The 23,519-nt window shown below is 71.8% G+C and carries 22 protein-coding genes; 8 read left to right on the forward strand and 14 right to left on the reverse strand.

Annotated elements, in window-relative coordinates; genetic code table 11:
• Positions 1-21: 21 nt before the first annotated feature.
• From OG439_RS43255 to OG439_RS43280, 6 genes are all read left to right on the forward strand, one after another.
• Complete coding sequence (locus OG439_RS43255; RefSeq protein WP_442792256.1) at positions 22-1,578, forward strand: NAD(P)-binding domain-containing protein; 1,557 nt, start codon at positions 22-24, stop codon at positions 1,576-1,578.
• On the forward strand, positions 1,578-2,648 hold the full coding sequence (locus OG439_RS43260) for an alpha-hydroxy acid oxidase (protein ID WP_326946164.1): 1,071 nt from the start codon (positions 1,578-1,580) through the stop codon (positions 2,646-2,648). The genes OG439_RS43255 and OG439_RS43260 overlap by 1 nt, the downstream gene beginning before the upstream one ends.
• Positions 2,645-3,970, forward strand: a complete 1,326-nt coding sequence (locus tag OG439_RS43265) for a cytochrome P450 (RefSeq protein ID WP_326946165.1) — start codon at positions 2,645-2,647, stop codon at positions 3,968-3,970. The genes OG439_RS43260 and OG439_RS43265 overlap by 4 nt, the downstream gene beginning before the upstream one ends.
• Entirely contained in the window at positions 3,967-5,247 is a 1,281-nt protein-coding gene (locus OG439_RS43270) for a cation:proton antiporter (protein ID WP_326946166.1), read from the forward strand. Before OG439_RS43265 ends, OG439_RS43270 begins: the two co-directional genes overlap by 4 nt.
• 64 nt (positions 5,248-5,311) lie before the next feature.
• Positions 5,312-5,959: a response regulator transcription factor gene (locus OG439_RS43275; protein ID WP_326946167.1), complete on the forward strand. Its 648-nt coding sequence runs from the start codon at positions 5,312-5,314 to the stop codon at positions 5,957-5,959.
• Positions 5,956-7,164 carry a sensor histidine kinase gene (locus OG439_RS43280; protein WP_326946168.1) on the forward strand — a complete coding sequence of 403 codons (1,209 nt, stop codon included), beginning with the start codon at positions 5,956-5,958 and terminating at the stop codon, positions 7,162-7,164. Before OG439_RS43275 ends, OG439_RS43280 begins: the two co-directional genes overlap by 4 nt.
• Before the next feature lie 134 nt (positions 7,165-7,298).
• Here the strand turns inward: OG439_RS43280 and OG439_RS43285 are convergent, their stop codons facing one another.
• From OG439_RS43285 to OG439_RS43325, 9 genes are all read right to left on the reverse strand, one after another.
• Positions 7,299-8,588 carry a hypothetical protein gene (locus OG439_RS43285; RefSeq protein ID WP_326946169.1) on the reverse strand — a complete coding sequence of 430 codons (1,290 nt, stop codon included), beginning with the start codon at positions 8,586-8,588 and terminating at the stop codon, positions 7,299-7,301.
• A 62-nt stretch (positions 8,589-8,650) separates the two neighbouring features.
• Positions 8,651-9,940, reverse strand: coding sequence for a histidine--tRNA ligase (gene hisS, locus OG439_RS43290; RefSeq protein ID WP_247060805.1), 1,290 nt, complete (start codon positions 9,938-9,940; stop codon positions 8,651-8,653).
• A gap of 25 nt (positions 9,941-9,965) precedes the next feature.
• Complete coding sequence (locus OG439_RS43295) at positions 9,966-10,355, reverse strand: hypothetical protein (protein WP_326946170.1); 390 nt, start codon at positions 10,353-10,355, stop codon at positions 9,966-9,968.
• Positions 10,356-10,879: 524 nt separating this feature from the next.
• Positions 10,880-12,046: an amidohydrolase family protein gene (locus tag OG439_RS43300; RefSeq protein ID WP_326946172.1), complete on the reverse strand. Its 1,167-nt coding sequence runs from the start codon at positions 12,044-12,046 to the stop codon at positions 10,880-10,882.
• Between the two features lies 1 nt (position 12,047).
• Positions 12,048-13,163, reverse strand: coding sequence for an MAB_1171c family putative transporter (locus OG439_RS43305; protein WP_326946173.1), 1,116 nt, complete (start codon positions 13,161-13,163; stop codon positions 12,048-12,050).
• Positions 13,160-13,681: a hypothetical protein gene (locus tag OG439_RS43310; RefSeq protein ID WP_247060810.1), complete on the reverse strand. Its 522-nt coding sequence runs from the start codon at positions 13,679-13,681 to the stop codon at positions 13,160-13,162. Before OG439_RS43310 ends, OG439_RS43305 begins: the two co-directional genes overlap by 4 nt.
• Positions 13,678-14,085 (reverse strand): helix-turn-helix domain-containing protein, encoded by a 408-nt coding sequence (locus OG439_RS43315; protein ID WP_326946174.1) that lies wholly within the window; start codon positions 14,083-14,085, stop codon positions 13,678-13,680. Before OG439_RS43315 ends, OG439_RS43310 begins: the two co-directional genes overlap by 4 nt.
• A 333-nt stretch (positions 14,086-14,418) precedes the next feature.
• Positions 14,419-14,871 carry a flavodoxin family protein gene (locus tag OG439_RS43320; protein WP_326946176.1) on the reverse strand — a complete coding sequence of 151 codons (453 nt, stop codon included), beginning with the start codon at positions 14,869-14,871 and terminating at the stop codon, positions 14,419-14,421.
• Positions 14,871-16,505: a phospho-sugar mutase gene (locus tag OG439_RS43325; RefSeq protein WP_326946177.1), complete on the reverse strand. Its 1,635-nt coding sequence runs from the start codon at positions 16,503-16,505 to the stop codon at positions 14,871-14,873. The genes OG439_RS43320 and OG439_RS43325 overlap by 1 nt, the downstream gene beginning before the upstream one ends.
• A 30-nt stretch (positions 16,506-16,535) precedes the next feature.
• Between OG439_RS43325 and OG439_RS43330 the strand changes: the two genes are divergently transcribed.
• Positions 16,536-17,696: a glycosyltransferase gene (locus tag OG439_RS43330; RefSeq protein WP_326946178.1), complete on the forward strand. Its 1,161-nt coding sequence runs from the start codon at positions 16,536-16,538 to the stop codon at positions 17,694-17,696.
• Between the two features lie 83 nt (positions 17,697-17,779).
• Here OG439_RS43330 and OG439_RS43335 read toward each other — a convergent pair whose 3' ends face one another.
• Genes OG439_RS43335 through OG439_RS43345 form a run of 3 tightly spaced genes read right to left on the reverse strand, consistent with a single transcriptional unit; the run spans position 17,780 to position 19,931 of the window.
• Entirely contained in the window at positions 17,780-18,559 is a 780-nt protein-coding gene (locus tag OG439_RS43335) for a purine-nucleoside phosphorylase (RefSeq protein ID WP_326946179.1), read from the reverse strand.
• A complete protein-coding gene (locus OG439_RS43340; protein ID WP_326946180.1) occupies positions 18,556-18,975 on the reverse strand; it encodes an ABA4-like family protein in 420 nt (139 codons plus the stop codon). Before OG439_RS43340 ends, OG439_RS43335 begins: the two co-directional genes overlap by 4 nt.
• Positions 18,975-19,931 carry a hypothetical protein gene (locus OG439_RS43345; protein ID WP_326946181.1) on the reverse strand — a complete coding sequence of 319 codons (957 nt, stop codon included), beginning with the start codon at positions 19,929-19,931 and terminating at the stop codon, positions 18,975-18,977. Before OG439_RS43345 ends, OG439_RS43340 begins: the two co-directional genes overlap by 1 nt.
• 124 nt (positions 19,932-20,055) lie before the next feature.
• Between OG439_RS43345 and OG439_RS43350 the strand changes: the two genes are divergently transcribed.
• On the forward strand, positions 20,056-20,691 hold the full coding sequence (locus tag OG439_RS43350) for a MerR family transcriptional regulator (RefSeq protein WP_442792257.1): 636 nt from the start codon (positions 20,056-20,058) through the stop codon (positions 20,689-20,691).
• On the opposite strand, the gene OG439_RS43355 is transcribed toward OG439_RS43350, so the two are convergent.
• Together OG439_RS43355 and OG439_RS43360 are read right to left on the reverse strand one after the other, a co-directional pair.
• Positions 20,688-21,695, reverse strand: coding sequence for a ketopantoate reductase family protein (locus OG439_RS43355; protein ID WP_326946183.1), 1,008 nt, complete (start codon positions 21,693-21,695; stop codon positions 20,688-20,690). The two genes, OG439_RS43350 and OG439_RS43355, sit on opposite strands and share 4 nt — an antisense overlap.
• Positions 21,695-23,431: a serine/threonine-protein kinase gene (locus OG439_RS43360; protein WP_326946184.1), complete on the reverse strand. Its 1,737-nt coding sequence runs from the start codon at positions 23,429-23,431 to the stop codon at positions 21,695-21,697. The genes OG439_RS43355 and OG439_RS43360 overlap by 1 nt, the downstream gene beginning before the upstream one ends.
• Positions 23,432-23,519 lie beyond the last annotated feature (88 nt).

Here is a 23,519-nt window from a genome sequence, read left to right on the forward strand (position 1 = left end):
TCGGTCCCGATCATGCGGTCGGTGCCGAGCCTGGAGGTCTTCGTGTCCGAGGAAGTTCTCGACTATCTGGTCGTCGGCGCGGGGCCGGCCGGGTTGCAGCTGGGGCAGTTCCTCGGCCACGCCGGCCGGCGGTACCTCGTGCTGGAGGGCGGGTCCGCGCCCGGCACGTTCTTCGGCACCTACCCGCGGCACCGGACGCTCATCTCGATCAACAAGAAGTACACCGGCTGGACCGACCCGGAACTGAACCTCCGGATGGACTGGAACTCGATCCTCGCCGACGGCGACGACGAACCGGTGCTCTTCACCGACTACAGCGAGAAGCTCTTCCCGGTCGCCGAGGACCTGCTCCGCTACCTCGCCGACTACACGGCGAAGCACCAGATCAACGTCCGGTACGACACGCGCGTGACGCGCATCGGGCGTGACGGCGAAATCTTCGTGGTCACCGCCGGTGACGCCGAGTTCCGCGCGCGACGGCTGGTCATGGCCACCGGCGTCAGCAAGTCCTACACCCCGGACATCCCCGGGATCGAGCTCGCCGACCAGTACTCCGACGTCTCTGTCGACCCGCAGGAGTTCAAGAACCAGCGGGTCCTGGTGCTGGGCAAGGGGAACTCCGCCTTCGAGACGGCGGACAACCTGATCGAGACGGCCGCGATCGTGCACGTCGGCGGCCCGCGGCCGGTGAAACTGGCCTGGCGCACGCACTTCGTCGGCCACCTCCGCGCGTACAACGCGGGCATCCTCGACATGTACCAGCTCAAGCTGCAGCACGCGATCCTCGACGGCGACGTCCGCGAGATCCGCAAGGACGCCGACGGCTACCACGTCAAGTACGCCTTCGCCCGCGTCGACGAGATCGTCAAGGAGATCCGCTACGACCGCGTGATCATCTGCACCGGCTTCCGGTTCGACGCCGACGTCTTCGACGACGACACCCGCCCGCAGCTCACCATCAACGACCGCTTCCCGGCGCAGACGTCCAGCTGGGAGTCGGTCAACGTGCCCGGCCTTTACTTCGCGGGCACGATCACGCAGGTCCGCGACTTCAAGAAGGCCACCAGCGCGTTCATCCACGGCTTCCGCTACGGCGTCCGCGCGCTGGCCAAGGTCCTCGGCGAGCGCTACCACGAGACGCCGTGGCCGAGCACCGAGCTGCCCGCGAAACCGGACGCGCTGACCGAGGCCGTGATCACCCGGATCAACCGGACTTCCGCGCTGTACCAGCAGTTCGGCTTCCTCGGTGACGTCCTCACGATCGACGGCGACACCGCGCGCTACCTCGACGAGGTGCCGGTGGCGCGGGTGCTGGACGACCCGCCGGAGAACGCTTTCGTCGTCACCCTCGACTACGGCCCGGACCACGACAAGATCGACCCGTTCGACTTCGTCGCGCGCGCCAGCCAGGACCAGGCCAACGACCACGGCGAGGGCCACTACCTGCACCCGATCGTCCGGCACTACCGCCGCGGCGAGCTGGTCGCCACCCACCACGTGACCGAGAACCTCGAGAACGAGTGGGACCGGGAAGTCCACATCGGACCGCTGACCGCGTTCTTCACCAAGGAACTGTGATGCGCACGATCGCGGAGTTCGAGGCGGTGGCGCGGCAACGGCTCGAACCGGCGCACTACGACTACTACGCGGGCGGCGCGCAGGACGAGATCACCCTCGCCGAGAACGAATCCGCGTTCCGGAAGCTGAAGCTGCTGCCCCGCGTCCTGCGCGGCAGCGACAAGCGGGACCTGAGCATCGAGCTGCTCGGCTCCCAGGCGTCCATGCCGATCCTGATCGCGCCGACGGCGTTCCACCGGCTCGCCCACGCCGACGGCGAACTGGCGACGGCCCGGGCCGCGGCGCTCGCGGGCACGATCATGATCGTCAGCATGGCCTCGACCACGGCGATCGAGGACGTCGCCGCGGCGGCGCGGGAGGTCGCGCCCGACCCGGCCCTGTGGTTCCAGCTCTACCTGCAACCGGATCTCGAGTTCACCGAGGCGATCGTGCGGCGCGCCGAAGCCGCCGGCGTCAAGGCGTTCGTCGTCACCGTGGACTCGCCGGTGCTCGGCCGCCGCGAGCGCGACGACCGCAACGACTTCCACGACCTGCCGTCGGGATTTGCCGTCGAGAACCTGCGCGATATCGGCGAGAACCGCAGCGGCGGCAACGCCAGCCACGTCCGCGACATCGTCATGTCGGCCGGGCTGAACTGGGAGCATATCGCCTGGCTGCGCTCGAAGACGAAGCTCCCGGTGCTGATCAAGGGCGTGCTGCACCCCGAGGACGCGCGCCTCGCGGTGCACCACGGCGTCGCCGGGATCGTCGTGTCCAACCACGGCGGCCGCCAGCTCGACACCGTCCCGGCCACCATCGACGTCCTGCCCGAGATCGCGGCGGCCGTCGGCGGGGCGATGCCGGTGCTGCTCGACGGCGGGATCCGCCGCGGCACCGACGTCGTCAAGGCCCTGGCGCTGGGCGCGGACGCGGTCGGCGTCGGCCGTCCCGTGGTGTGGGGACTCGCCGCCGGTGGCCGCGAAGGCGTCTCGAAGGTGCTGGAACTGCTGCGGGAGGACTTCGACCAGGCGCTCGCGATGTGCGGCGGGCGGCAGCCGGCGGATCTCACTCCGGACCAGGTGCGCCGATGATCGGGAAAGCGCTTGCCGCGGCGGCCCTGGCCACCGCGCCCGCGTGGCTGCCCGGCCGGGTCGTCGCGCTGCGGGTGAAGATCTTCTCGCTGGTCAACGGCGAGGACACGGTGACGATCCCGGGTGAGCAGGTCGGCGCCGAGGACTTCCGGCGCGTCTACGCCGACCCGGCGGCGAACGGCCGCAGCCGCGGCGCGGCGCTGTCGGACCTGTTCTGGTACTGGCTCGCACCGGGCCCGGAGGTGCACCAGGAGCACCTCGAACCGGGGCCGCGCTACGACGAGGTCGCCAAGTGCACCCGGCACATCCTGGTGAAGTCCAAAAAGGACTCCGAGGAGCTGACTCGCCGCGTCGCGACGCACGTGCTGGACCGGCTGGACGGCGGGCTGATCCGGCTGCGCGACGAGATGATGCCGATCTGGGCCGAGCTGTACTACGAGCTGGTCTTCGAAGAACCTTGCCCGCCGGAGGCGCGCGACCTCATCGTGGCGAACGCCGACGACGTCGTCTCGGCCCTGAAGTGCGTGCGGCCGCGGAACATGCGCCGCCGGGCCCGGCTCACGAAGTACCTGCGGCGGCGCCTCGACGACGTCCCGCACCCGCTGCCGGAGTCGCTGACGCCGCAGGAACAGGTCTACTACCTGCAGGGCACGTTCTTCAACACGGCCGTCGTGCAGATGTCCGAGGCGATGGCGCACCTGCTGATGATCGTCGCGCAGCACCCGGACGTGCAGCGGCGCCTCGCCGAAAACCCTGATGACGACGCCTACTTCGACCGTGTCATCGACGAAGGCCTGCGGACGTACCCGCTCTTCGGCATCGCGCACCGGATCTCGACGGCCGACATCGAGCTGGCGAACCTGACCATCCCGGCCGGCACCGTGCTCTGCTTCAGCTATCCCGACTTCCACCACGCCGGCTTCGAGCACCCGGAGGAGTTCGACCCGGAACGCTGGTGCTCGCACGCCGTCCAGGCCAAGAAGGACGTCAACTTCGTCCCGTTCGGCATCGCTCAGAACCGCGCCTGCCCGGCCCGCGGGCTGGCGCCGCTGACCATGCGCGTCGTGGCGCGGGAGGTGCTGCGCCGGTTCAGCCTCGCCTCGACCGCCGGGCACACCCGCTCGATCCCCAACCGCGGCCCCGCGCTCCTGACGCCCGTCGGTGTCCGCCGCAAGCGCGCGCCGCTGGTGTGGCTCGCGGTGCGCGACCGCTGGGAGGACGTCTGGCGCAGCCTCGCCCAGCTCGTGTTCGGCACGTACATGGTCATCGACGCCCGTCGCCAAGCGCTCTGCACCACTTACTTCGCCGGAGGAAAGTCATGACCCCCACCGAAGCGGCGCCTGCGTTCTTCCTCGCCGTCGCGGTCATCCTCGTGGTCTGCCGGGTCGTCTGCATGGTCGCGGTGCGGCTGGGCCAGCCGCCGGTGGTCGGCGAGATGATCGCCGGCGTGCTGCTCGGCCCGTCGCTGCTCGGGCTGGTCCTGCCGGCCGTGCAGACGGGGTTGTTCCCGGACGGCGTCCGCCCGCTGCTCTACGTCGGCGGCCAGATCGGCCTGGTCATCTACATGTTCGGCGCGGGGTACGAGTTCAGCCTGCGCAGCATCCGCGGCTCGGTGAAGTCGGTCGGCGCGATTTCGGCGGCCGGCACGGTCGTCCCGCTGGCGCTCGGCGTCGCGGTCGCGGTGTTCGGGTCGAGCTGGGCCGGCATCGGCAAGGACGGCGTGTCGCTGGTGACGTCGGCGGCCTTCGTCGGCGTCGCGCTGGCCATCACGGCGTTCCCGATGCTCGCGCGGATCATCACCGAACGCGGGCTCGGCGGGACGCGGTTCGGCTCGCTCGCGCTGGCCTGCGGCGCCCTCGACGACGTCCTGGCGTGGGTCCTGCTGGCCGTCGTGCTCGGCATGCACGCCGACTCGGCCGGGCCGGTGGCCCTCGCCGTCGGCGGCGGGCTGCTGTTCGCGCTGCTGCTGGTGCTCGTCGGACGCCGGGTGCTCGCGAAGGCGATGGGCAGCGACCGGATCTCCGCCGACCAGAAGATGCTGATCACGGCGTTGACGTTGTTCGCGGCCGCCTGGTTCACCGACATCATCGGCCTGTACGCGGTGTTCGGCGCCTTCTGCGTCGGCATCGTGTTCCCGCGGGTGCCCGCCGCGGACGCCGTGCTCGCGAAGATCATGCCGATCGGGCGGATCGTGTTCCTCCCGCTGTTCTTCACCTATTCCGGCCTGAACACCCGGTTCGCCCTGCTCGCCGACCCGAAGCTGCTGCTGTTCGCGGTGCTCTGCGTCGTGGTCGCGATCATCGGCAAGTTCGGCGCCTGCTGGGGCGCGGCCCGGCTGGTGGGGGAGTCGCAGCCGGTCGCGCTGCGCGTCGGCGCGCTGATCAACGCCCGCGGGCTGATGCAGCTGATCGCGCTCAACGTCGGGCTCGCCGCGGGGATCGTTTCGCCCGCTTTGTTCACCGTGCTGGTGCTGGTCGCTCTGGTGACGACCGTCATGACCGCGCCGGTGCTCAGCTGGCTCGACCGTCGTGATGCCCGCAGAGGGACCACCGAAGTGGTCCTGATGGCGGAACCGGTACCGCTAACCGGGAAAAGTTGAGGGTTCAATACCAGAAAATAACTGCCAGTATGGGGTCGTGCACGATGCGGCGGAGAAACCGAGAGTGCTCCTCGTCGAGGATGACCGCGAACTCGCGGGCCTGCTCGCCGAGCTGCTCGCGGACGAAGGCTACGAGACGGACGCGGCGTACGACGGTCAGCGGGGCTTGCACCTCGGCCTCACCGGGCGGTACGACGTGATGATCATCGACCGCCGGTTGCCGGTGCTCGACGGCCTGGAGCTGCTCGCCCGGCTCCGGGCCCGGGCGGTCACCACGCGCGTCCTGATGCTGTCGGCGCTGAGCACGCTCGCCGACCGCGTCGGCGGGCTCGACGCCGGCGCCGACGACTACCTCGTCAAGCCGTTCGAGACCGAGGAGCTGCTGGCCCGGCTGCGCGCGCTGGGCCGCCGTGACCTCGACGGTGCGGAGTGCATCCCGCTCGGCACCGCCGCGCTCGACCTGCAGCGTCACGAGGTCGTGCTGCCGCGCGGCGAGCGGATCACGTTGTCCGGGCGCGAGTTCGAGCTGCTGCGGGCGCTGGCCCAGCGGCCGAAGGCGATCCACCCGCGGGCGGCGCTGCGCACCCGCGTGTTCGCCGACTCGACCGGCGAGTCCATTGTGGACACCTACGTCTACTACCTGCGGCGCAAGCTCGGCCGGGACGTCGTGCGCACGGTGCACGGGCTCGGCTACCAAATCGGCGCGGTGTGAGACCCCGCGGCGACCCCGGAGACCCCGAAGCCCGCGCCCTGCGCCGGGCGCGGTGGGTGATCACCACGCAGATCGCCGTGGTGGTGTCGCTGCTGGTGGCCGTCGCGGGCGGGATCGCCTACGGGATGCTGCTGTCGGGCCAGCACGCCGACGCCGACCGAACGCTGGCCCGCACGATCGAACTCGGCCCCACCGCGACCCCGCCCGGCTGCGTCTGGCTGTTCACACCCGCGTTGCACGCGCCCGCCGGGCCGTCGCCGGCCGGGGTGCCGGTCGCCGGGCTGGCCGCGCTCACGCCGTCGCCGGGTGATGTCCACACGGAACGCCGCTCGCTCGGCGGCATGACGTACACGATCCGCGTGGAGAACCACGGCGGCGTCGTCTCGCAGGCGTACTTCGAGGAGCGGTACCAGATCCAGGACCGCTCGTCGCTGCTGTTCGGGCTCGGGATCGCCGAGCTGCTGGCGCTGCTGGCGGCGGTGGTGTGCGGGCGGGTGCTGGCGTGCCGCGCGATCCGGCCGCTGGCCGACGCGCTGCGGCGGCAGCGCACGTTCGTCTCGGACGCCTCGCACGAGCTGCGCGCCCCGCTGACCCGGCTGCACACCCGGGCGCAGCTGCTGGCCCGGCGGGCGTCGGAGCGGGACCGCGACGGGCTGGAGCAGCTGGTGCGCGGGACGCGGGAGCTCGGCGAAGTCGTCGAAGACCTGCTGCTGTCCGCGCAGGCGTGCGGTGGCCGGCCGGAGCTGGTGCCGGTGGAGCTGGGCGTGCTGGCCGAGGAAGCGGTCGCGGCCGAGGCGGTGCGCGCGGGAGCGGGTCAGGTCCGGATCGCGGTGACGCGCGAGCGCGGGCCGTACGTCGTCCAGGGCGTCCCGACGGCATTGCGGCGCGTGCTCTCGGCGTTGCTGGACAACGCACTGGGCCACACCCCGCCGGGCGGTTCGATCGAGGTGTGGCTCGGCCAGCCGGACGACCGGTACGTGGAGCTGCGGGTCCGCGACACGGGCGTCGGCTTCCCGGCGGCGGATTCGGACCGCATCTTCGAGCGCTTCGCCCGCGGCACCGAGGGCGACGGCCGCCGCTTCGGCCTGGGCCTGGCCCTGGTCCGCGAGGTGGTGACGGGCCACGGCGGCACGATCGCCGCTGTCGCCCGCCCCGGAGCCGGAGCGACGTTCACCCTCCGCCTGCTACGCGCCGACCTCGCGTAACTCACGTGATCAAGGCCGGAACTCACGTGATCAAGGCCGTAACTCGCGTGATCGAAGCCGGAACTCGCGAGTTACGGCTCCAATCACGCGAGTTCCGGGCCCGATCACGTGAGATCCGGGTCTGATCACGCGAGTTACGTGCTGAAGCCCAGTACGAGGCGGATCTCGCGGGCCAGTGCGGGGTCGAGGTCGGCGTAGATCGCCTCGAGGTCCGCGCGCACCTCCGCGGACGGTTTCGTGTAGACGTTCGTCAGGTGCTGCCGGCAGGCTCGCAGGTCCTGGTGGGCGTTGGCGCCCAGGTCCGGGTCCTGCAGCAGGCCGAGGTCGGTGTGCAGCCGCAGCCAGGTGTCCCGGTCGCGCAGCAGGGCCGCGGCCGCCCGTCGCGTGTGGACCGGGTGCTCCGGGCTCAGCAGGGCCCGGAGCGCGGGCACGTCGACCAGCGCGGGCTTGCCGCGCAGGAACTCCACGACCTGCCGGGTCACCGCGGGGGACGGGTCGGTCAGCAGCGGCGACACCGCCGTCGACTCCGGCGCCACCCGGCGCAGGCCGCGGACGGCCAGCGCCCGGAACCGCGGCCGCTCGTTGACGAGGTACCGCTCCAGCGATTCGGCGTCGGCCGCGGTGCCGGTCTCGCCGAGTCCCGCGAGCACCCCGGACGCGATCGGTAGCTCGCGGTAGTGCGCGGCCGGGTCGCCGCCCGCCTTCAGCACCAGCGCTTGCGCCATCGAGCGCACGGCCGACGCCCGATCGGCGAGGTGAGCCACCGCGGTGTCGTCGCCGAGAAGGGTCAGGGCGCGCATCCGGATCTTCGGCGTCCCGGCGGCGAGCAGCTCCTCGACGGCCGCACCGCGGTCGAGGAGTTCTTCCCCGCAGCGCGATCGGATCCGGAAGTCGTGGTCCGTTGTGGCGATGTCGAGCAGTCGCGCGGCCGGGAGAAGCCCGATCGCCTCGCTGTGTGCGAAGCGGCGGCTTTCGGTGTCCTGCAGCGCCAGCGCGTCGTCGAGCAGCCGAGGGGTCAGCGCCTGGCGGAACAGTGTGGTCATCCAGTCGTCGACCTGCCGCCGTCGCAGCACGCCGATCAGCGGCAGCATCGCGCGGAACGCCGGTTCGTCCAGTTTGGACAGTGTCAGCGGCCGCGCGAGATCCCGGATCGGCCGCACCCAGTCGACGCAGCGGATCAGCAGCAGGGGCAGCACTTCGGGATCCGTGCGGGTCGCAAGCCGTTCGACGGCGGCTTCGCGCAGGCGCCCATTCCCGTGGCACGCGGCCTCGGCCAGTTCGGCCCGCGAAGGACGGCGGCTCAGCCGTGCGTCGTGTCCGGTCCACCACGACCCCCGGAACGCCAGGTCGAACTCCGCCCAGCGCCGGGCATCGCCCGCGGCGAACGCGTCGAGATCCTCGACGGTCAGTTCTGTTTCCAGCATCCGGCATCCCCCCCCCCTCGGCGCCCAGGATGCCCGGGCGCCGAGGGGGAGTCGAACCGATTTCAGGCGAGCAGCGCGGTGACGGCCGCCGGCGCGTCCGCGATCGCGACCGGGTTCTGCTCGCGCGTGGCGAGGCTGCGGACCGTCACGTTGCCGGCCGCCCAGTCCTCCTGGCCGACGATCACCACCGCGACCGCACCCGCCTTGTCCGCGCGGGTGAGCTCCTTGCCCAGCTTGCGGTGCTCGATCGGCGTCGACGTGCGCAGCCCGGCCTGGCGCAGCGACTGCGCGACCGTGCGGGCGGCGTCCGAGAGGTCTTCGGTGACCGGGATGACCATGACGTCGACCTCGCTGCGCGGGGCCGGGGTGAGGCCGTGCGTCTCGAGGAAGTCGATCAGCGTGACGTCACCCATGCCGAAGCCGATGCCCGGGATCTGCTGCGCGGTGAACATCGACGCGAGGTCGCTGTAACGGCCGCCGCCGAACAGGGCGCGGCGGTTCTCCGGCGCGGTGTCGAAGACCTCGAACACGGTCGACGTGTAGTACGCCAGCCCGCGCACGATGATCGGCTCGTACTTGACCAGCGAACCGGCGCTGCTGTTGAGCACCTTCACCAGGTTCGACTGCTCCCGCACCGCCGCCGGCAGCTCCTCCAGGAGCGCCTCGCCCTTGTCGAGCGTCTCGGCCAGCTTGTCGAACTGCTTGTCCGACAGGCCGATCTCGCCGGCGCCCTCCGCCAGCTTCTCGCGGGGGTACTTCTCCCAGCGGTCGACCAGCGCGAACACCTGGGAGAGGTGGTCCTCGGAGACGCCGGCGACGTCGGTCAGCGCCGACGTCAGCAGGTTCCGGTCGTTGACGCGCAGCACGAACATGTCCGGCGTCGCGCCCAGCGCGGCCATCATGTCGTGCACCAGCTCGAAGATCTCGATCTCGCAGTTGGCGCTGTCCGAGCCGAAGATGTCCGCGTTGATCTGCCAGTGCTCCCGCACCCGGCCCCGCTGCGGTGCCTCGTACCGGTGGCAGTTCGGGTGGCTGTACCAGCGCACGGGGAACGACAGCGACTTCGCGCTCCCGGCGATCATCCGCGCCACCGACGGCGTCATCTCCGGCCGCAGCGCGAGACGTCGGCCGCCCTTGTCGGTGAGCGTGTACAGCTGCTTGTCGGCGAGCTCCTGGCCGGACTTGCGTTCGTAGATCTCGGCGGATTCGAGGATCGGGCCGTCGTAGCGGAGGAAGCCGCGGCGCTCGAGGACGTCGTAGAGATGTCCGAACACCTGCGTGCGCACGGACATCTCGGCGGGCAGGAAGTCCCGGGTCCCCTTGTAGGGCGCGGTCGGCAGGTATTCAGGCACGTGACCAGCTTAACGACCGGTTTTGTCAGGGGAATGCGACCCCGTACGCGGTGAGCAGCGTCGCCGCACCGAGCAGCAGAGCACCGACGGACGTCACCCGCCCGCCGAGCTTGCCCCGGTTCGGGAGGAGGTGCAGGAAGAACCCGCCGGACTGCGCCAGGATCCCGAACAGCAGCAGGAAACTCCCGATCCACAGGGTGGTGTCGGAGAAGGTCGTGCGACTCAGGATCTGCAACGCGACCAGGGCGAGGATCAGCAGAACGCCGGCGTGCGCGTGCCCGGCGCGGAACATCGCCCGCTGGTGCTCGGTGAGCTTCCGGTCGCGCATGACGCCCATCAGCGCGTAGCCGCCGTACATCACGGTGGGCAGCGAGACCAGGGCGATCACGGTGAAGAGCTGGATGGGGCCGTGCATCGGGACTCCATTCGTGGTGGGGTGGTGAAGGCTAAGGTAACACTGTTTTAAAACGGTGTCACGGAACTTGGGGTTCCCCGATCGGGGAAGCGGCTGGGGGTGACCTTGCCGCGGGGAGTGGTGGGTGGCGGTGGCGACGCGTGGGCCGGGCGCGGTTCCAGCCGAGCGGGTGACGTTGGGGGCTGCGCGAGTGGCCCGTTCGCGCCGGAACGGGCGCGAGTGGTCCGTTCGTGCCCCCGTGCGACAGCGCGAGTGGCCCGCTGGTGTCGAGGCTGGGCCGAGTGGCCCGTTCGTGGTGGGGGCGGCGCGAGTGGCCCGTTCGCACCGAAATGGGCGCGAGTAGACCCCTTCGTGCCGTAAGGGCGCGAGTGGACCACTCGTGTTGCAGCGGTGCGGGCGGTCCGTTCGTGCCGGGGAGGGCGCGAGTGGACCGTTCGTGCGCTTGGCGAACCGGTGCGAGTGGCCCGTTCGTGCCGAAACGGGCACGAGTGGCCCGTTCGCGACCGACCGACCGAACGACCTGCCTACGCGGCCGCGCGGCCCCGGGCCAGCACCAGCAACGGGTTCCGCAGCGCCGCGAGCGAAGCCAGCGGGTCGCCCTCGACCACCAGCACGTCCGCCGCCAATCCGGCCTCAAGCCGTCCGGTCACGGACGACAGACCCAGCCCCGCCGCGCTGTCTTCCGTCGCGATCTCCAGGATCCGGCGGCGGCCGAAGCCGAGCCACTCGTACAGCTCCAGCGCGCCGACCGGGTCGTCGAACACCGAGCCCGGCAAGCCCGCGTCCGTACCCGCCAGCAACCTGACCCCGTGCTCCTCCAGCCACGGCAACCGGCCGTACATCGCCTGTGCCACCTCGGGACCCAGCTTCTCGACGATCGTCCGCCAGTTGCGGCTGCTCGTCGAGCACGCCGAAATCCCCCGGGCGGCCATCGACGCCGCCACGGAGTCCCGGCGGTCGAACGTGCGGGGGCCCGTCATGAAACTGCAGTGCTCGATCGTCGACACCCCGGCCTCGACCGCCGCCTCGATCGTGTCGGCGCCGTGGGCGTGCGCCGCTACCGGCAAGCCGTGTGAAGCCGCGTGCGCGACGATCAGTGCCAGCTGCCGGGCGTCGAACTGCGGCTCCCACATGTCCGCGCCGCCCGCGGTGATCTGGCCGCCGGTGGCCATCACCTTGATGACGTCCGCGCCCGCCGCGGCGTTCTCGTCGATCAGGGACCGGATCGACGCGTCGGACGTCGTGGCGCCGCCGAAGAAGTGGCAGTGGCCGTCCGGCACCGTGATCGGCGGGCCGGACACCAGCAGCCGCGGGGTCGCCACGCCCTCCAGGGACGTCCGCACCGCCGCGCCGAGGTGGCCGCGGTCGCCCAGGTCCCGGACCGTCGTCACGCCGCTGCGCAGCATCGACGCCAGCCGTGCGCGGGCGTCCTCCAAAGAGGAGCCCGCCAGGAAGTGGGCCAGCATCTCGCGTGAGGCGTCGAAAGCGAGGTGCACGTGGGCGTTGAACAACCCCGCCAGTGCCGTGCCGGTCGGGAAGTCGTGCCGGACAGCGCCGGGCGCGGCCTGCGCCAGCACCTCCGCTCGCGGACCCACCGCCACCAGGACGCCGTCGCGCACCAGGATCGCGCCGTCCGGAACCGGCGTCGACGGCCGTGGCAGCACCCGGCCGGCCGTGATCAGGGTGTCCACGTCACGCGCCCATCGCGGCCGAAAGGGCGAGCAGCGGCCGGACGTCCGATTCGATGTCGTCGGCTCCCGCGGGCAGCACCTGCTTGGCGCGGCCGTCGCTCTCCTCACCCGCCGCGTGCCGCCGCAACGCCGTCTTCAACGCGGCCGCCGCGGCGCCCGGGTCGGTGGCGACGACCTCGCCGAAGTCCGCGTCCAGGTACGGGGACAGCTGCACCAGGCCGTCGCGGATCTCGATCACCCGGCGGTAGTAGACGCGGTGCACGGTGCGCGGCGAGAACCGTTCGCGCGGCGGCGTCCGCAGCACGATGCTGGGGAACGCGCCGACCAGGACCGTCCACAGTGGATCGAGGGCCTGGTGCTCGTGCCGGTGCCGCCGTCGCCGCCGCATCGCGGACAGCCGCGCCCGGACGCCGGGGTAGGTGACGCCGGCCAGGAACAACGCGCCGCCGATGATCACGAACGGCACCCCGAGCAGCAGCAGGATCCGGACGACGGGCCCGAACGCCCACGCCACCACGATGTACAGCGCGCGGAAGATGCTGCCGACGGCCGCGCTCGCGAGGCCGACCGCGCTCATCCGCAGCCCGATCCGCAGGTTCCGGTCGGCGACGCGCAGGTAGCGCACGATCCACGCCGTGCAGGCGATCAGGCCGTAGATCAGGTACAGCCCGGCACCCAGGTAGAACAGCGCGACGCCGCTGTCGTGGATCGTCGCCGGCCCGAGCGCGGCGCCGCGCAGCTCCGGCGGCGTCAGGTCCATCGCGACGATCATCAGCGCGATCGCCGCGGCCAGCGGCACCAGTTCGACGACCACGCGCCCGTAGCGGCGGATCGGCCCCAGCGCCGAGCCGAGGAAGAACAGGACCAGCGCGCAGACGGCGCAGGCGAGCAGCGCGTTGTTCGCCACCCGCGCGCCGCCGAGGCCGAAGACGGCGTCGAAGGCGTCCGAGATCACCTGTTGCTGGAGGAGGAACGCGGCGGCGAACCCGGCGATGCACGCGGTGACGGACCAGTTGGGCAGGGTCGGCGCTCGGACCAGCTGGTAGATCCGCCACGCCAAAGCCGCGGCGAACAGCACCATCGCGAGAACGTTCACGGGGCTGAAAAGTGTGCTCACAACCACCCTTGGTGATCGCCGAGCGCCCCCTGGATCCGGCGAAGATCCCGGTCCGCAGCGCGCCGCGGGATCGTGTAGTTCAGGACCGACGCCCACTCGAGGATGATGGTCGCGACGGTCTCGGCTTCCCACTCGTGGGCGTCATCGTAGGACGTCCGGCGCAGGGCGCGGTGTACTGCATCCGGGTCAAGATCCGGAGCGGGGCCGCGCAGGAAGTCCGCCGGCTCGGCGTCGCCCTGCGGGTGGTGGTCGGCGAGCATGTGGCCGAGCTCGTGCAGGATGATGTGATCTTGGTGGGGCTTCGTCGTTTCGGCCTGGTAGAAGATGTAGTCGGCCGCCGACGTCGCGATCCAGCAGCCGAACGGCCCCGGGACCTCCAGCGGGTAGGGCATCAGCCGGATCGGCTTGCCCCGCTGCTCGCCCAGCCGCGCGCACAGCTGCTCGACGTCCAGCGGCGGCCCGATGTCGAGGTCCTTCAGCAGCTTCCGGCACCGGCGGCGCAGCTCGCGTTCCTTCATCGCGGCGCGTCCTCCGGATTTCGGCCGTCGCGTTCGGCCCGCTCGTAGCGTTCGACCAGGTCCAGCAGGTCCATCACCTGCCGGCGGCCCTGCGGCGACAGCTCCTGCGCGCGCATCGCCATCAGCTGGGCCTCGCCGGTCGGGGCCGGGCCGGTGGCTTCGGCGTCGAAGAAGTAGGTGACGGGCACGCCGAACAGTCTGGCCAGTGCCTCGACGTAGTGGATCTTCGGGTTCACGCGCTTGCCGGTCGCGAGCTGCTGGAGGTAGGCGGGCGACATCGCCGGCCCGCCGGCGCGCTCGACGGCCGCCGAGATCTCGCGGTAGCTGTGCGGCGCCCGGCCGTCGAGGCGGGCCGCCTCGATCAGGGCAGCAAGGCGTTCCGCGAAGGTGCGTTCCTGTGCCATCCCCGCCCCCTAAGTTTCCACCGTGAAAATTCTAGCCGGGAAACCACTGTACGCACATGTTGACAGCTATCGTATGCAGTGGTTTACAGTTGCTTCGCCTCTCGCCTTGCTCTTCCGTACCCTGGGGGTGTACAGAACCACAAGGCGAGAGGCAAGCGCGCCTCCGACTCGTCATGATCGGCCGTCTGTAGTACGCTTCATAGACCAAGGTCGATCGCCTCACAGCGAACCCTTGGCACGGCCTGTTGCCGGAGGTCGACCCCCAGGGCTTCCGGTGACAGGCCTCTTACTTTCTCCGGGACAATCAGCAGCGACACTCAGGGCGCCGACGTCTCAAGGCATGAGCGTCGCGGCCAGCGTGCCGCCCAGCTCGGTGCACGCCGCCAGCACCGTCTTGTCCGGCTCGCCCGTCGCGATCACCGGGTCCGCCGCCTTCGCCCAGGCCAGCCCGGTCGTGATGGCTAGCAGCTGGCGCTCCGTCCCCGACGTGTCGCTGTTGCCGTGGATCCAGTACCCGAACGGCCGGCCCCGCGTCTCGTCGAGGCACGGGTAGTAGACCGTGTCGAAGAAGTGCTTCAGCGCGCCGCTCATGCTGCCCAGGTTCGCCGGCGTCCCCAGCAGGTAGCCGTCCGCGTCGAGGACGTCGGAGACCGTGGCCGCCAGCGCCGCGCGGCGGACCACCTCGACCCCCTCGACGTCCGGGTGGGCCGCGCCCGCCAGCACGGCCTCGAACATCGCCTGGGTCGACGGCGACGGCGTGTGGTGCACGACCAGCAGCTTCGGCATCAGGACAGCAGCGCCGCCACGTCGGTCCGCAACGCCGTCAGCCGGGTGCCCGCCGCCGCGCGCGCGTCCGCCAGTGAGTCGCGCACCGGCTCGACGACCTGCAGGTACGCCTTCAGCTTCGGTTCGGTGCCGGACGGGCGCACCACGATCCGCACGCCGTCACCGGTGAGGCGCAGGACGTCCGCGTCGGGGAGCAGGTCCTCCAGCGTCACCGCGACGCCGCCGACCTCGGCCGGGGGCGCCTCGCGCAGCTTGCCCATCAGGCGGCCGCGCACCGACAGGTCCGTGACCCGCAGCGAGACCTGGTCGGTGACGTAGACGCCGTGCCGCTGCGCCAGCTCGTCCAGCACGTCCAGGGGCGTGCGGCCCTCGGCGCGCAGCCACGCGGTCAGCCCGGCCGCCAGCGTCGCGGCGGCGATGCCGTCCTTGTCCCGCACGAACCCCGGGTTCACGCAGAGGCCGAGCGCCTCTTCGTAGGCGAAGACGAGGTCGTCGCCCGCGCGGACCAGCCACTTGAACCCGGTGAGCGTCTCCGCGTAGCGGGCGCCCTCGGCCTTCGCGATCTCGCCCAGCAGCGACGACGAGACGATCGTCGTGGCCACCAAGGGATCCGGCATCATCGTGCGGTCCACAGTGGACAGGATGGTCGAGCCGAGCAGCACGCCCGTCTCGTCGCCGCGCAGCATCCGCCACGAGCCGTCCCGCTCGCGCACGCCCAGCGCGCAGCGGTCGGCGTCCGGGTCGAGCGCGATGGCCAGGTCGGCGTCCACCTCGGCCGCCAGCGCCAGCAGCAGGTCGGTCGCGCCCGGCTCCTCCGGGTTCGGGAACGACACGGTCGGGAAGTCCGGGTCGGGCGTGGACTGCGCCTCGACCAGGTGCAGGTCGGTGAACCCGGCCCGTTCGAAGGCCGCGCGCAGCGTCTCGGCGCCGACGCCGTGCAACGCCGTCGCGGCCACGCGCACGATGCGCTCGGCGCCGAGCGGGAGCGCGGCGATCTCGTCGAGGTAGCCGCCGAGCAGGTCGACGACCCCGGCGCCCGGCTCGCGCGGCACGTCGACCGCGCCCGGCGCGGCCTGGATGGCCCGCTCGATCTCGCCGTCGGACGGCGGCACGATCTGCCCGCCGGTGGCGTCGTAGAGCTTGTACCCGTTGTCCGCCGGGGGGTTGTGCGACGCCGTGATCTGGATCCCGGCCACCGCGCCGAGGTGCTTCACGGCGTAGGCGAGCAACGGCGTCGGCAGCGGGCGGGGCAGCGCCTGGACGGTGAACCCGGCGGCGGTCAGCACCTCCGCGGCGGCCGTGGCGAAGTCCTCCGAGCCGTGGCGGGCGTCCCGGCCGACGACGACCAGCGCGCCCGCGTGCCCCTGCGCGGTCAGCCAGGCCGCGACTCCCGCGGTGGTGCGCGTGACGACGGCCACGTTCATCCCGTTGGGCCCGGCGCGCACCGGCCCGCGCAGCCCGGCCGTGCCGAACTCCAGCGGCCCGGCCAGCCGGTCGGCCACCTCGTCGGCGGCCGCGGCGTCGCCGCCCAGTGCCCGGGCGACGACCCCCTGCAGTTCGGCGCGGGAGGCGGCGTCCGGGTCGTCGGCGATCCAGCGGAACGCGGCGTCCCGCAGCGTGGAGGTCAAAGTCACCGCGTCAGCCTACGGGCTAGGGTCGGGCGGGTGCGCTTGCTCTTCACCTCACTGGGGTCCTTCGGTCACACGTTCCCGCTCGTCCCGCTGGCGCTGGCCGCGCGGGACGCGGGCCACGACGTCGTGTTCGCCACTTCGGAAGACTTCCTGCCCCAGCTGCGGAAAGCCGGGCTCGAGACGGCCGCCGCCGGGCTCGCCCTCAAGGACGCCTTCGGCCAGGCGTTCGCCACCTCCGGCCCGCCCGGCCCGCGGCGGCAGCCGGGTGAGATCCCGCCGGAGGTCCTCGGCCCGATCGTCGCGAAGGTCTTCGGCGACCTCATGCCGAAGCGGTTCGTCGCCGACCTGCTGCCGCTGTTCGAGCACGCGCGGCCCGACCTGGTCGTCAGCGAGGCCGGCAACTCCGGTGGCGCGTTCGCCGCGATGCAGGCCGGGATTCCCGTGGTGGCGCACGGTTTCGGCCGGGTGTCGAGCGACGACCCGATGGTCACGCACATCCGTGACGCGATCCGGGCGCACGCCGACAGCCTGGGCATCACCGTCGGCGACGACCTTTCGTTCGGCGGACCGTACATCGACATCTGCCCGGAATCGGTGCAGGAACCGGGTTTCCGGGCGCGGGCGCGGCGCGTCCCGCTGCGGCCGGTCGGCTGGAGCGAGCCCGGTGAGCTGCCCGCGGGCGTGCTGGACAAGCAGCGTCCGCTCGTCTACCTGACGCTCGGCACCGCGATGGGCCACGCCGGTGTCCTCGGCGCGGCGATCGCCGGGCTGTCCGGGCTGGACGTCGACGTGCTGGTCGCCACCGGCCCGACCGTCGACCCGGCGGCGCTGGGCGAAGTGCCGTCGAACGTGCGGCTCGCGGCGTGGGTGCCGCAGTCGGCGCTGCTGCCGCACGTCGACCTGGTGGTGCACCACGGTGGCAGCGGCACGACGCTCGGCGCGTTCGGCGCGGGTGTCGGGCAGCTGCTGCTCCCGCAGGGCGCCGACCAGTTCAGCAACGCCGACGCGGTGCTCGCGGCGGGCGTCGGCACCCGCCTGCTCGCCGCCGAGGTCACCCCGGACGCCGTCGCGGAGCAGGCCCGCCACCTGCTGACGGACTCGGCCGTCCGCGACGCGGCCCGCGTGCTGGCCGCGGAGGTCGCGGCGATGCCGTCCCCGGCCGAGGTGGCCGCGCAGCTCCCGTCGTTCGCCTGAGCCCCCAAAGCGGCACTTTCACGTGAAAGTGCCGCTTTGAGGGCCCTCGGACGTATCTTTCCCTACGAAAGTGACGGGTCGGGTCAGGCGCGGGCGACCAGGTCGCGTAGCAGCGAGCCCATGCGGGTCGCGGCCGCGCGGCCGGCTTCCAGCACCTCTTCGTGGTTGAGCGGCTCGCCCGTCATGCCCGCGGCCAGGTTCGTCACCAGCGAGAGGCCGAAGACCTCGACGCCGGCGGCGCGGGCCGCGATGGCCTCCAGGACCGTCGACATGCCGACGAGGTCCGCGCCCAGCGTGCGCAGCATGCGGATCTCCGCCGGCGTCTCGAAGTGCGGCCCGGTGAGGCCCGCGTAGACGCCTTCCTCCAGCGACGGGTCGATCTCCTTCGCCAGGGAACGCAGCCGCGCCGAGTAGAGGTCCGTCAGGTCGACGAAGTTCGCGCCGACGATCGGGGAGCGGGCCGTCAGGTTGAGGTGGTCGGCGATCAGCACCGGCTGGCCGACCTGGAACCCCTGGCGCAGCCCGCCCGCCGCGTTGGTCAGCAGCACCGTCCGGGCGCCGGCGGCCGCGGCGGTGCGCACGTTGTGCACCACCGGGTCGATGCCCTTGCCCTCGTAGAAGTGCGTGCGGCCCAGCAGGACCAGCGCCCGGCGGTCGCCGACGCGCACCGAGCGCACCGTCCCGCCCTGCCCGGGCACCTTCGGCGGCTCGAACCCGGGCAGCTCGCCCAGCGGGATCTCCGCGTCGGCCTCCCCGATGACGTCCGCGGCCGGGCGCCAGCCCGAACCGAGCACGACGGCGATGTCGTGCTTGTCCACCCCAGTGCGGTCGGCGATGACGGCCGCGGCTTCCTGTGCGCTCATGCCCGCGAGCGTATCCGGACGCTCCGCACGACCAGGAAAGCCACCAGGCCGAACGGTGACAGGAAGATCGTGAGCAGCAGGATCGGGCTCACGATCCACGGCGAGACGTCCAGCGAGCGCGCCTCGAAGTACATCCACCGCGCGATGAACAGGTCGAACGCGATGAGGTGCGCCCAGACGAGCCCGGCGCCCCACGGCGTGGCCAGCAGCGTCTGCAGCACGCCGAGGTCGGGCCGCAGCATCGCCCGGCCCCACTCCGCGAAGTGCGGCAGCGCGAGCCCGAAGTAGCAGATCAGCGGCAGCAGCGGCACCCACGGCGACCGCATGATCCGGGCCGTCCAGCGCCACGTCGGCAGCAGGATCATGAGCGCCCAGAACGGCGTCGCGAGTGGGAACGCCCAGGTGAACCAGGCCATCACACGGTCACCCGGTCAGGGGTCCGCACGACGGCCCACGCGCTCAGCCCGACGGCGGCGACCAGGGCGGCGGCCGCGCCCAGCGTCACGGCGTCCGGGTGCACGATCGACTGCGCCCGCAGCGCCTGCCAGGTGACCAGCCCGATCAGGCCCGTGTAGCCGGCGGCGCCGATCAGGACCAGCCGCGCGCGGACGACGTCGTCGCGCAGCCGCGGGAACCGCGAGGTCAACGCGAGCAGCGCGATCGCGAGCAGCGGCAGCGCCTGCAGCGCGTGCATCCCGACGAAGTGCGGGATCCGCAGGTCGCCGCCGACCGTGCTCCAGCCGAGGATCGGCAGGCCAGGGCCGCCGTCGGCCAGGCCGACGGTGTGCGCGCCCACCATGTCCTGCGCGCCACCGGCCTTCCACTGCGCCAGCTGCTGCGCGGTCGGGCTCGTCATCAGCATGCCGAGCGAGATCCCGACGAGCGACAGGACGGCGCCGGCGCGCACGGCCCAGAAGCTCGCGCGGTCGGCGACCTTCGTGAACATGACCAGGACGGTCAGCGCGAACGTCGCCAGCCAGAGCCCGATGATCATCTTGCCCATGACGTCGTAGATCGTGGTGTCCAGCGGGGTCGAGTTGTTGAAGTGGCTCGCCCGGCCGCGGGCGGCCTGGAGCGCCAGCAGGACGTACTCGCCGGTGAAGATCACCACGAGCGCGTTCGTCAGCCAGCCCGCTGTGCGGCGGAACCGCGGCAGCAGCGAGACCAGCCAGCTCCACGTGAAGAAGTAGAGGCTGCCGGAGATCGCGAACTTGAGCGGCTTGACCCAGATCGGCGCGCCTTCGAGCGTCCGGTGGTCGACGAGCATCGCGGCGACGCAGAGCACGGCCACCACGCCGAAGGCGGCGCCGGCGTACCGCGATGGCGGGTGCCACCCGCGGGTTCTCGTCCGGAGATCGGCAAGGATGGTCATGGTTCCTCTCAGAATGGATAGTCAAGCTCTCCGTTATGGGAAGTTAAGGTATCCATGCTGAGAAGTCTTCAGGGTTGCCCCGGAGACGGACCCTGAACCGAACGCGGGATCGGAGCGGAAACGCATGCGGATGGCCGAACTGAGCGCCGAGTCGGGGGTGCCGGTCGCGACCGTCAAGTACTACCTGCGTGAAGGCCTGCTGCCGCCGGGCGAGCGCACCAGCCCCAACCAGGCGCGGTACTCGGCGACGCACGTCCAGCGGTTGCGGCTGATCAAGGCCCTCACCGAGGTCGGCGGGCTGTCGCTGGCCTCGGTCGGCACGGTGCTCGAAGCGATCGACGGCGACAAGACCCCGCACCGCACGATGGGCGTCGTCCAGGAGGAGCTGGCCGGCCCGGCGCCCCAGGTGTCCGCCGAGGCCGCAGACTGGGCGTGGGAGCTGCTCGACGAGATCGTCCGCCGCAACGGCTGGGGCGAGCTGAAGCGCAAGCACGTCGCGGTCGAGAACCTCGTCGCGGCGCTGGCCACGGCGAAGGAGCTGGGCCACGACAAGCTGGCGGAGCACCTCGAGGAGTACGCGCACCTGGCGATCCGCGTCGCGGAGCTGGACGTCGACACGGTGACGGGCCTGACGTCGTACGACAAGATCATCGAGGCCGGGCTGGTGGTGACGGTGCTGGGCGACCGGATCTTCGCGGGCCTGCGCCACCTCGGCCAGGAACTGGTGTCCCGCGAGGTCCTCGGCGACCTCCCCGACTAACCGAGGCCCAGGAGCCGCCGAAGCTCGTCGACGCTCAGCGAGCCCGGCCGGAGTCCCGCGCGAGCCGCGTGGCGGGCCAGCGCCGTGAGCTTGGCGTTGACCGGCGCCGGCTGCCCGGTGCGGCGGCCGAGCAGGGCGATCTCGCCGTTGAGGTAACCGGTTTCGATCGTGCCGGTGCCGCGGACGAGCGACTGCCAGCTCGACCCGCCCAGCTGCGCGGGCTCACCGGGCACCGGCTCGAACGACAGGCCACCCCAGTCGGCTTCGACCTCGTCGTCGCCGGCGTAGGCGATCCCGGCGCTCGCGAGGACGGCTTTGCCTTCGTCCTCGGCCGCTCGCCGCAGGTCGTCCGCGCCCGTGGTGTCGCCGAGCAGTGCCTGCAGCGCGTTGCTCAGGTTGGACAGCAGCTTCCGGTACTTCCACCGCATGACGTCGGCCGCCGGGATGACGCCGAAGCCGGCCGCGGTCCAGTCCGCGGGGAGCGCACCGAGGTCGTCGTCGCCGGCGCCGTACCGGCCGATGTGGAAGACGCCGCGGGGCGAGCAGGTGCGGACGATGACCTCGCCGGGTTCGGTCAGCACCGTCGGGAACCACACGCACACGCCGAAGACCCGGTCGAAGGCGCGCAACGCGATCTCTTCGCCGGCGACGCCGTTCAGCGCGGTGAAGATCGGCAGCAGCTCGGCGGCGCTGCCGGCGACGGCCCCGGCGCGGTCGTGCACCGGCACGTCCGCCCACTGCTCGACGGCGGCTTCGGCCTGGTGCGTCTTGGTCGTCAGCACCAGGACGTCGTCGACCGTCAGCCGCACGCCATCGGGCCCGGTCGCCACCGGCACGCGGAGCGTCGACGTGCCGTCCGGGCACCGGAGCGTCAGGCCGCCGGTCGCCATCGCCGCGGCGTGCGCGCCGCGGGCGACCAGCAGGACCGAGCTACCGCGCTGAGCGAGGAGGCCGCCGAGCGCGCTGCCGATCGCGCCCGCGCCGACGAAGACGTACCGGGTCATCAGTCGGAGATGGTCAGCGACTGGGCGACGGGCTCGAAGACGTCCTTGCGGGTCGCGTCCTCCTGCTCGGTCGGGGCGGTGACCGAGAAGATCCAGAGGCTCGAGCCCGCCTTGAGCAGGTTCATGAACGTCACGCGGGTGACGCTGGTCGAGTCGCCGCTGTCGGTCGTGCGGAAGGTCAGCGTGGTCCCATTGGCCAGGGGCTGCGGCGGGAAGAGCTGGAAGCCGTCGGACGGGTAGAGCTGCTTCAGCTGGTCGATGTAGGGCTGGTCGCTGGGGTAGTCGCCGAAGTAGTTCGTCAGCCGTTCGAGCCGGATCACGCGGCGGCCGTCGTCCGAGACGTACTGGACGACCGTGCTCAGCCCGAACCGGGTGTCGTGCGGGGCGACGAACTTCTCCCAGCCCTTCGGCACGCCGAGGCCGAACTCGCCGCCCTTCACCCCGGTCGCCACGTTCGCGTCGCCGGACTGGCGCACCAGCTCGGGCGGCGGCACCTCGGTGGGCCCGTTGGACGCCGGCCGCGGCTCGGCGGCCGGCGGCAGCAGCGACTCGCCGCCGACCGTCCTGGCCAGCGCGAACCCGCCGCCGGCGGCGACCAGGAAGAGCAGGATCGCCACGCCGATGAGCACGGCGGTGGCCTTGCCGGTCCGCCGTCCCGACCGCGGCAGGGGCGGCGGCGGGACGAACACGGTGGCGGCCGGCGGTGCCGGGGCCGGGGCGGCGGGCGGCGGCTTGAGGAACGGCAGCGGGCCCGGGTCCGACGCCAGCTCGGCGCTCTTCTCGGCCTGCTTCTCCACCTTCTCCGGCAGGACGGTCTTGATCACCTGCGTGTCGGTGGCGTCCGGCTGGGCGGACGTCTTCTTGCCGTCCGGCGTGCGGAACAGCTCGGGCCCGAACAGGTCGAGCGCGGTCTTCGTCTGCAGCGGGTACAGCCGGTGCCGGACGTCGCGCAGCGTGATCCGCTTGTTCGGCTCCTTCTTCATCAGCGCCGAGATGACGTCGGCCAGCGGCCCGGCCTTCGGCTTGGGCACCTTCCCGTTGACGACCTTGCCGACGGTCTCCAGCGGATCGCCGTCGGCGTCGTACGGCGGCGCGCCCTCGACCGCGGCGAACAGCGTCGCGCCCAGGCCCCACAGGTCCGCGGCGGGCGTGACGGCGCCGCCGGAGGCGACCTCCGGCGCGATGTAGGCGGGGGAGCCGAGCATGATCCCCGTGCGCGTCATGGTCGCTTCGGAGACGTTGCGGGCGATGCCGAAGTCGGTCAGCTTGATCCGGCCGTCGCTGGCCACGAGGACGTTGCCCGGCTTGACGTCGCGGTGGGTGATGCCGGCGGCGTGCGCGGCCTCCAACGCGGAGGCGACCGCGATGCCCATCGCGGCGGCCTGCTCGAACGTCAGCGGCCCGTGGTCGCGCAGGATGTGCGCCAGGCTGCGCGAGGGCAGCAGCTCCATCACCACGAACGGCTGGTCGTTCTCGCGGGCGACGTCGTGCAGGATGATCACGTTCGGGTGGGACAGCACGGCGATCGCGCGGGCCTCGCGCAACGTGCGTTCCCGCAGCTCGTCCGCCTGCGACGACGGGATGCCCGGCGGCACCTTCATCTCCTTGACGGCCACCTGGCGGTGCAGGAACTCGTCGTAGGCCGACCAGACGGTGCCCATGGACCCCGAGCCCAGCACCGAGCGCAGCCGGTAGCGACCGGCGACCAGTCGTGTCTCTTCGCTGGAGGGGGGCACGCGCCAATTGTGTCGTACCCCGCTCCGACCCCTACCACCCCCAGGGGCGACCAGACTCACAGGCTGTCCGTGTCGAGTGCCTCTACCA

It is taken from the genome of Amycolatopsis sp. NBC_01307 (genome assembly GCF_035975215.1).
Lineage (GTDB): Bacteria > Actinomycetota > Actinomycetes > Mycobacteriales > Pseudonocardiaceae > Amycolatopsis.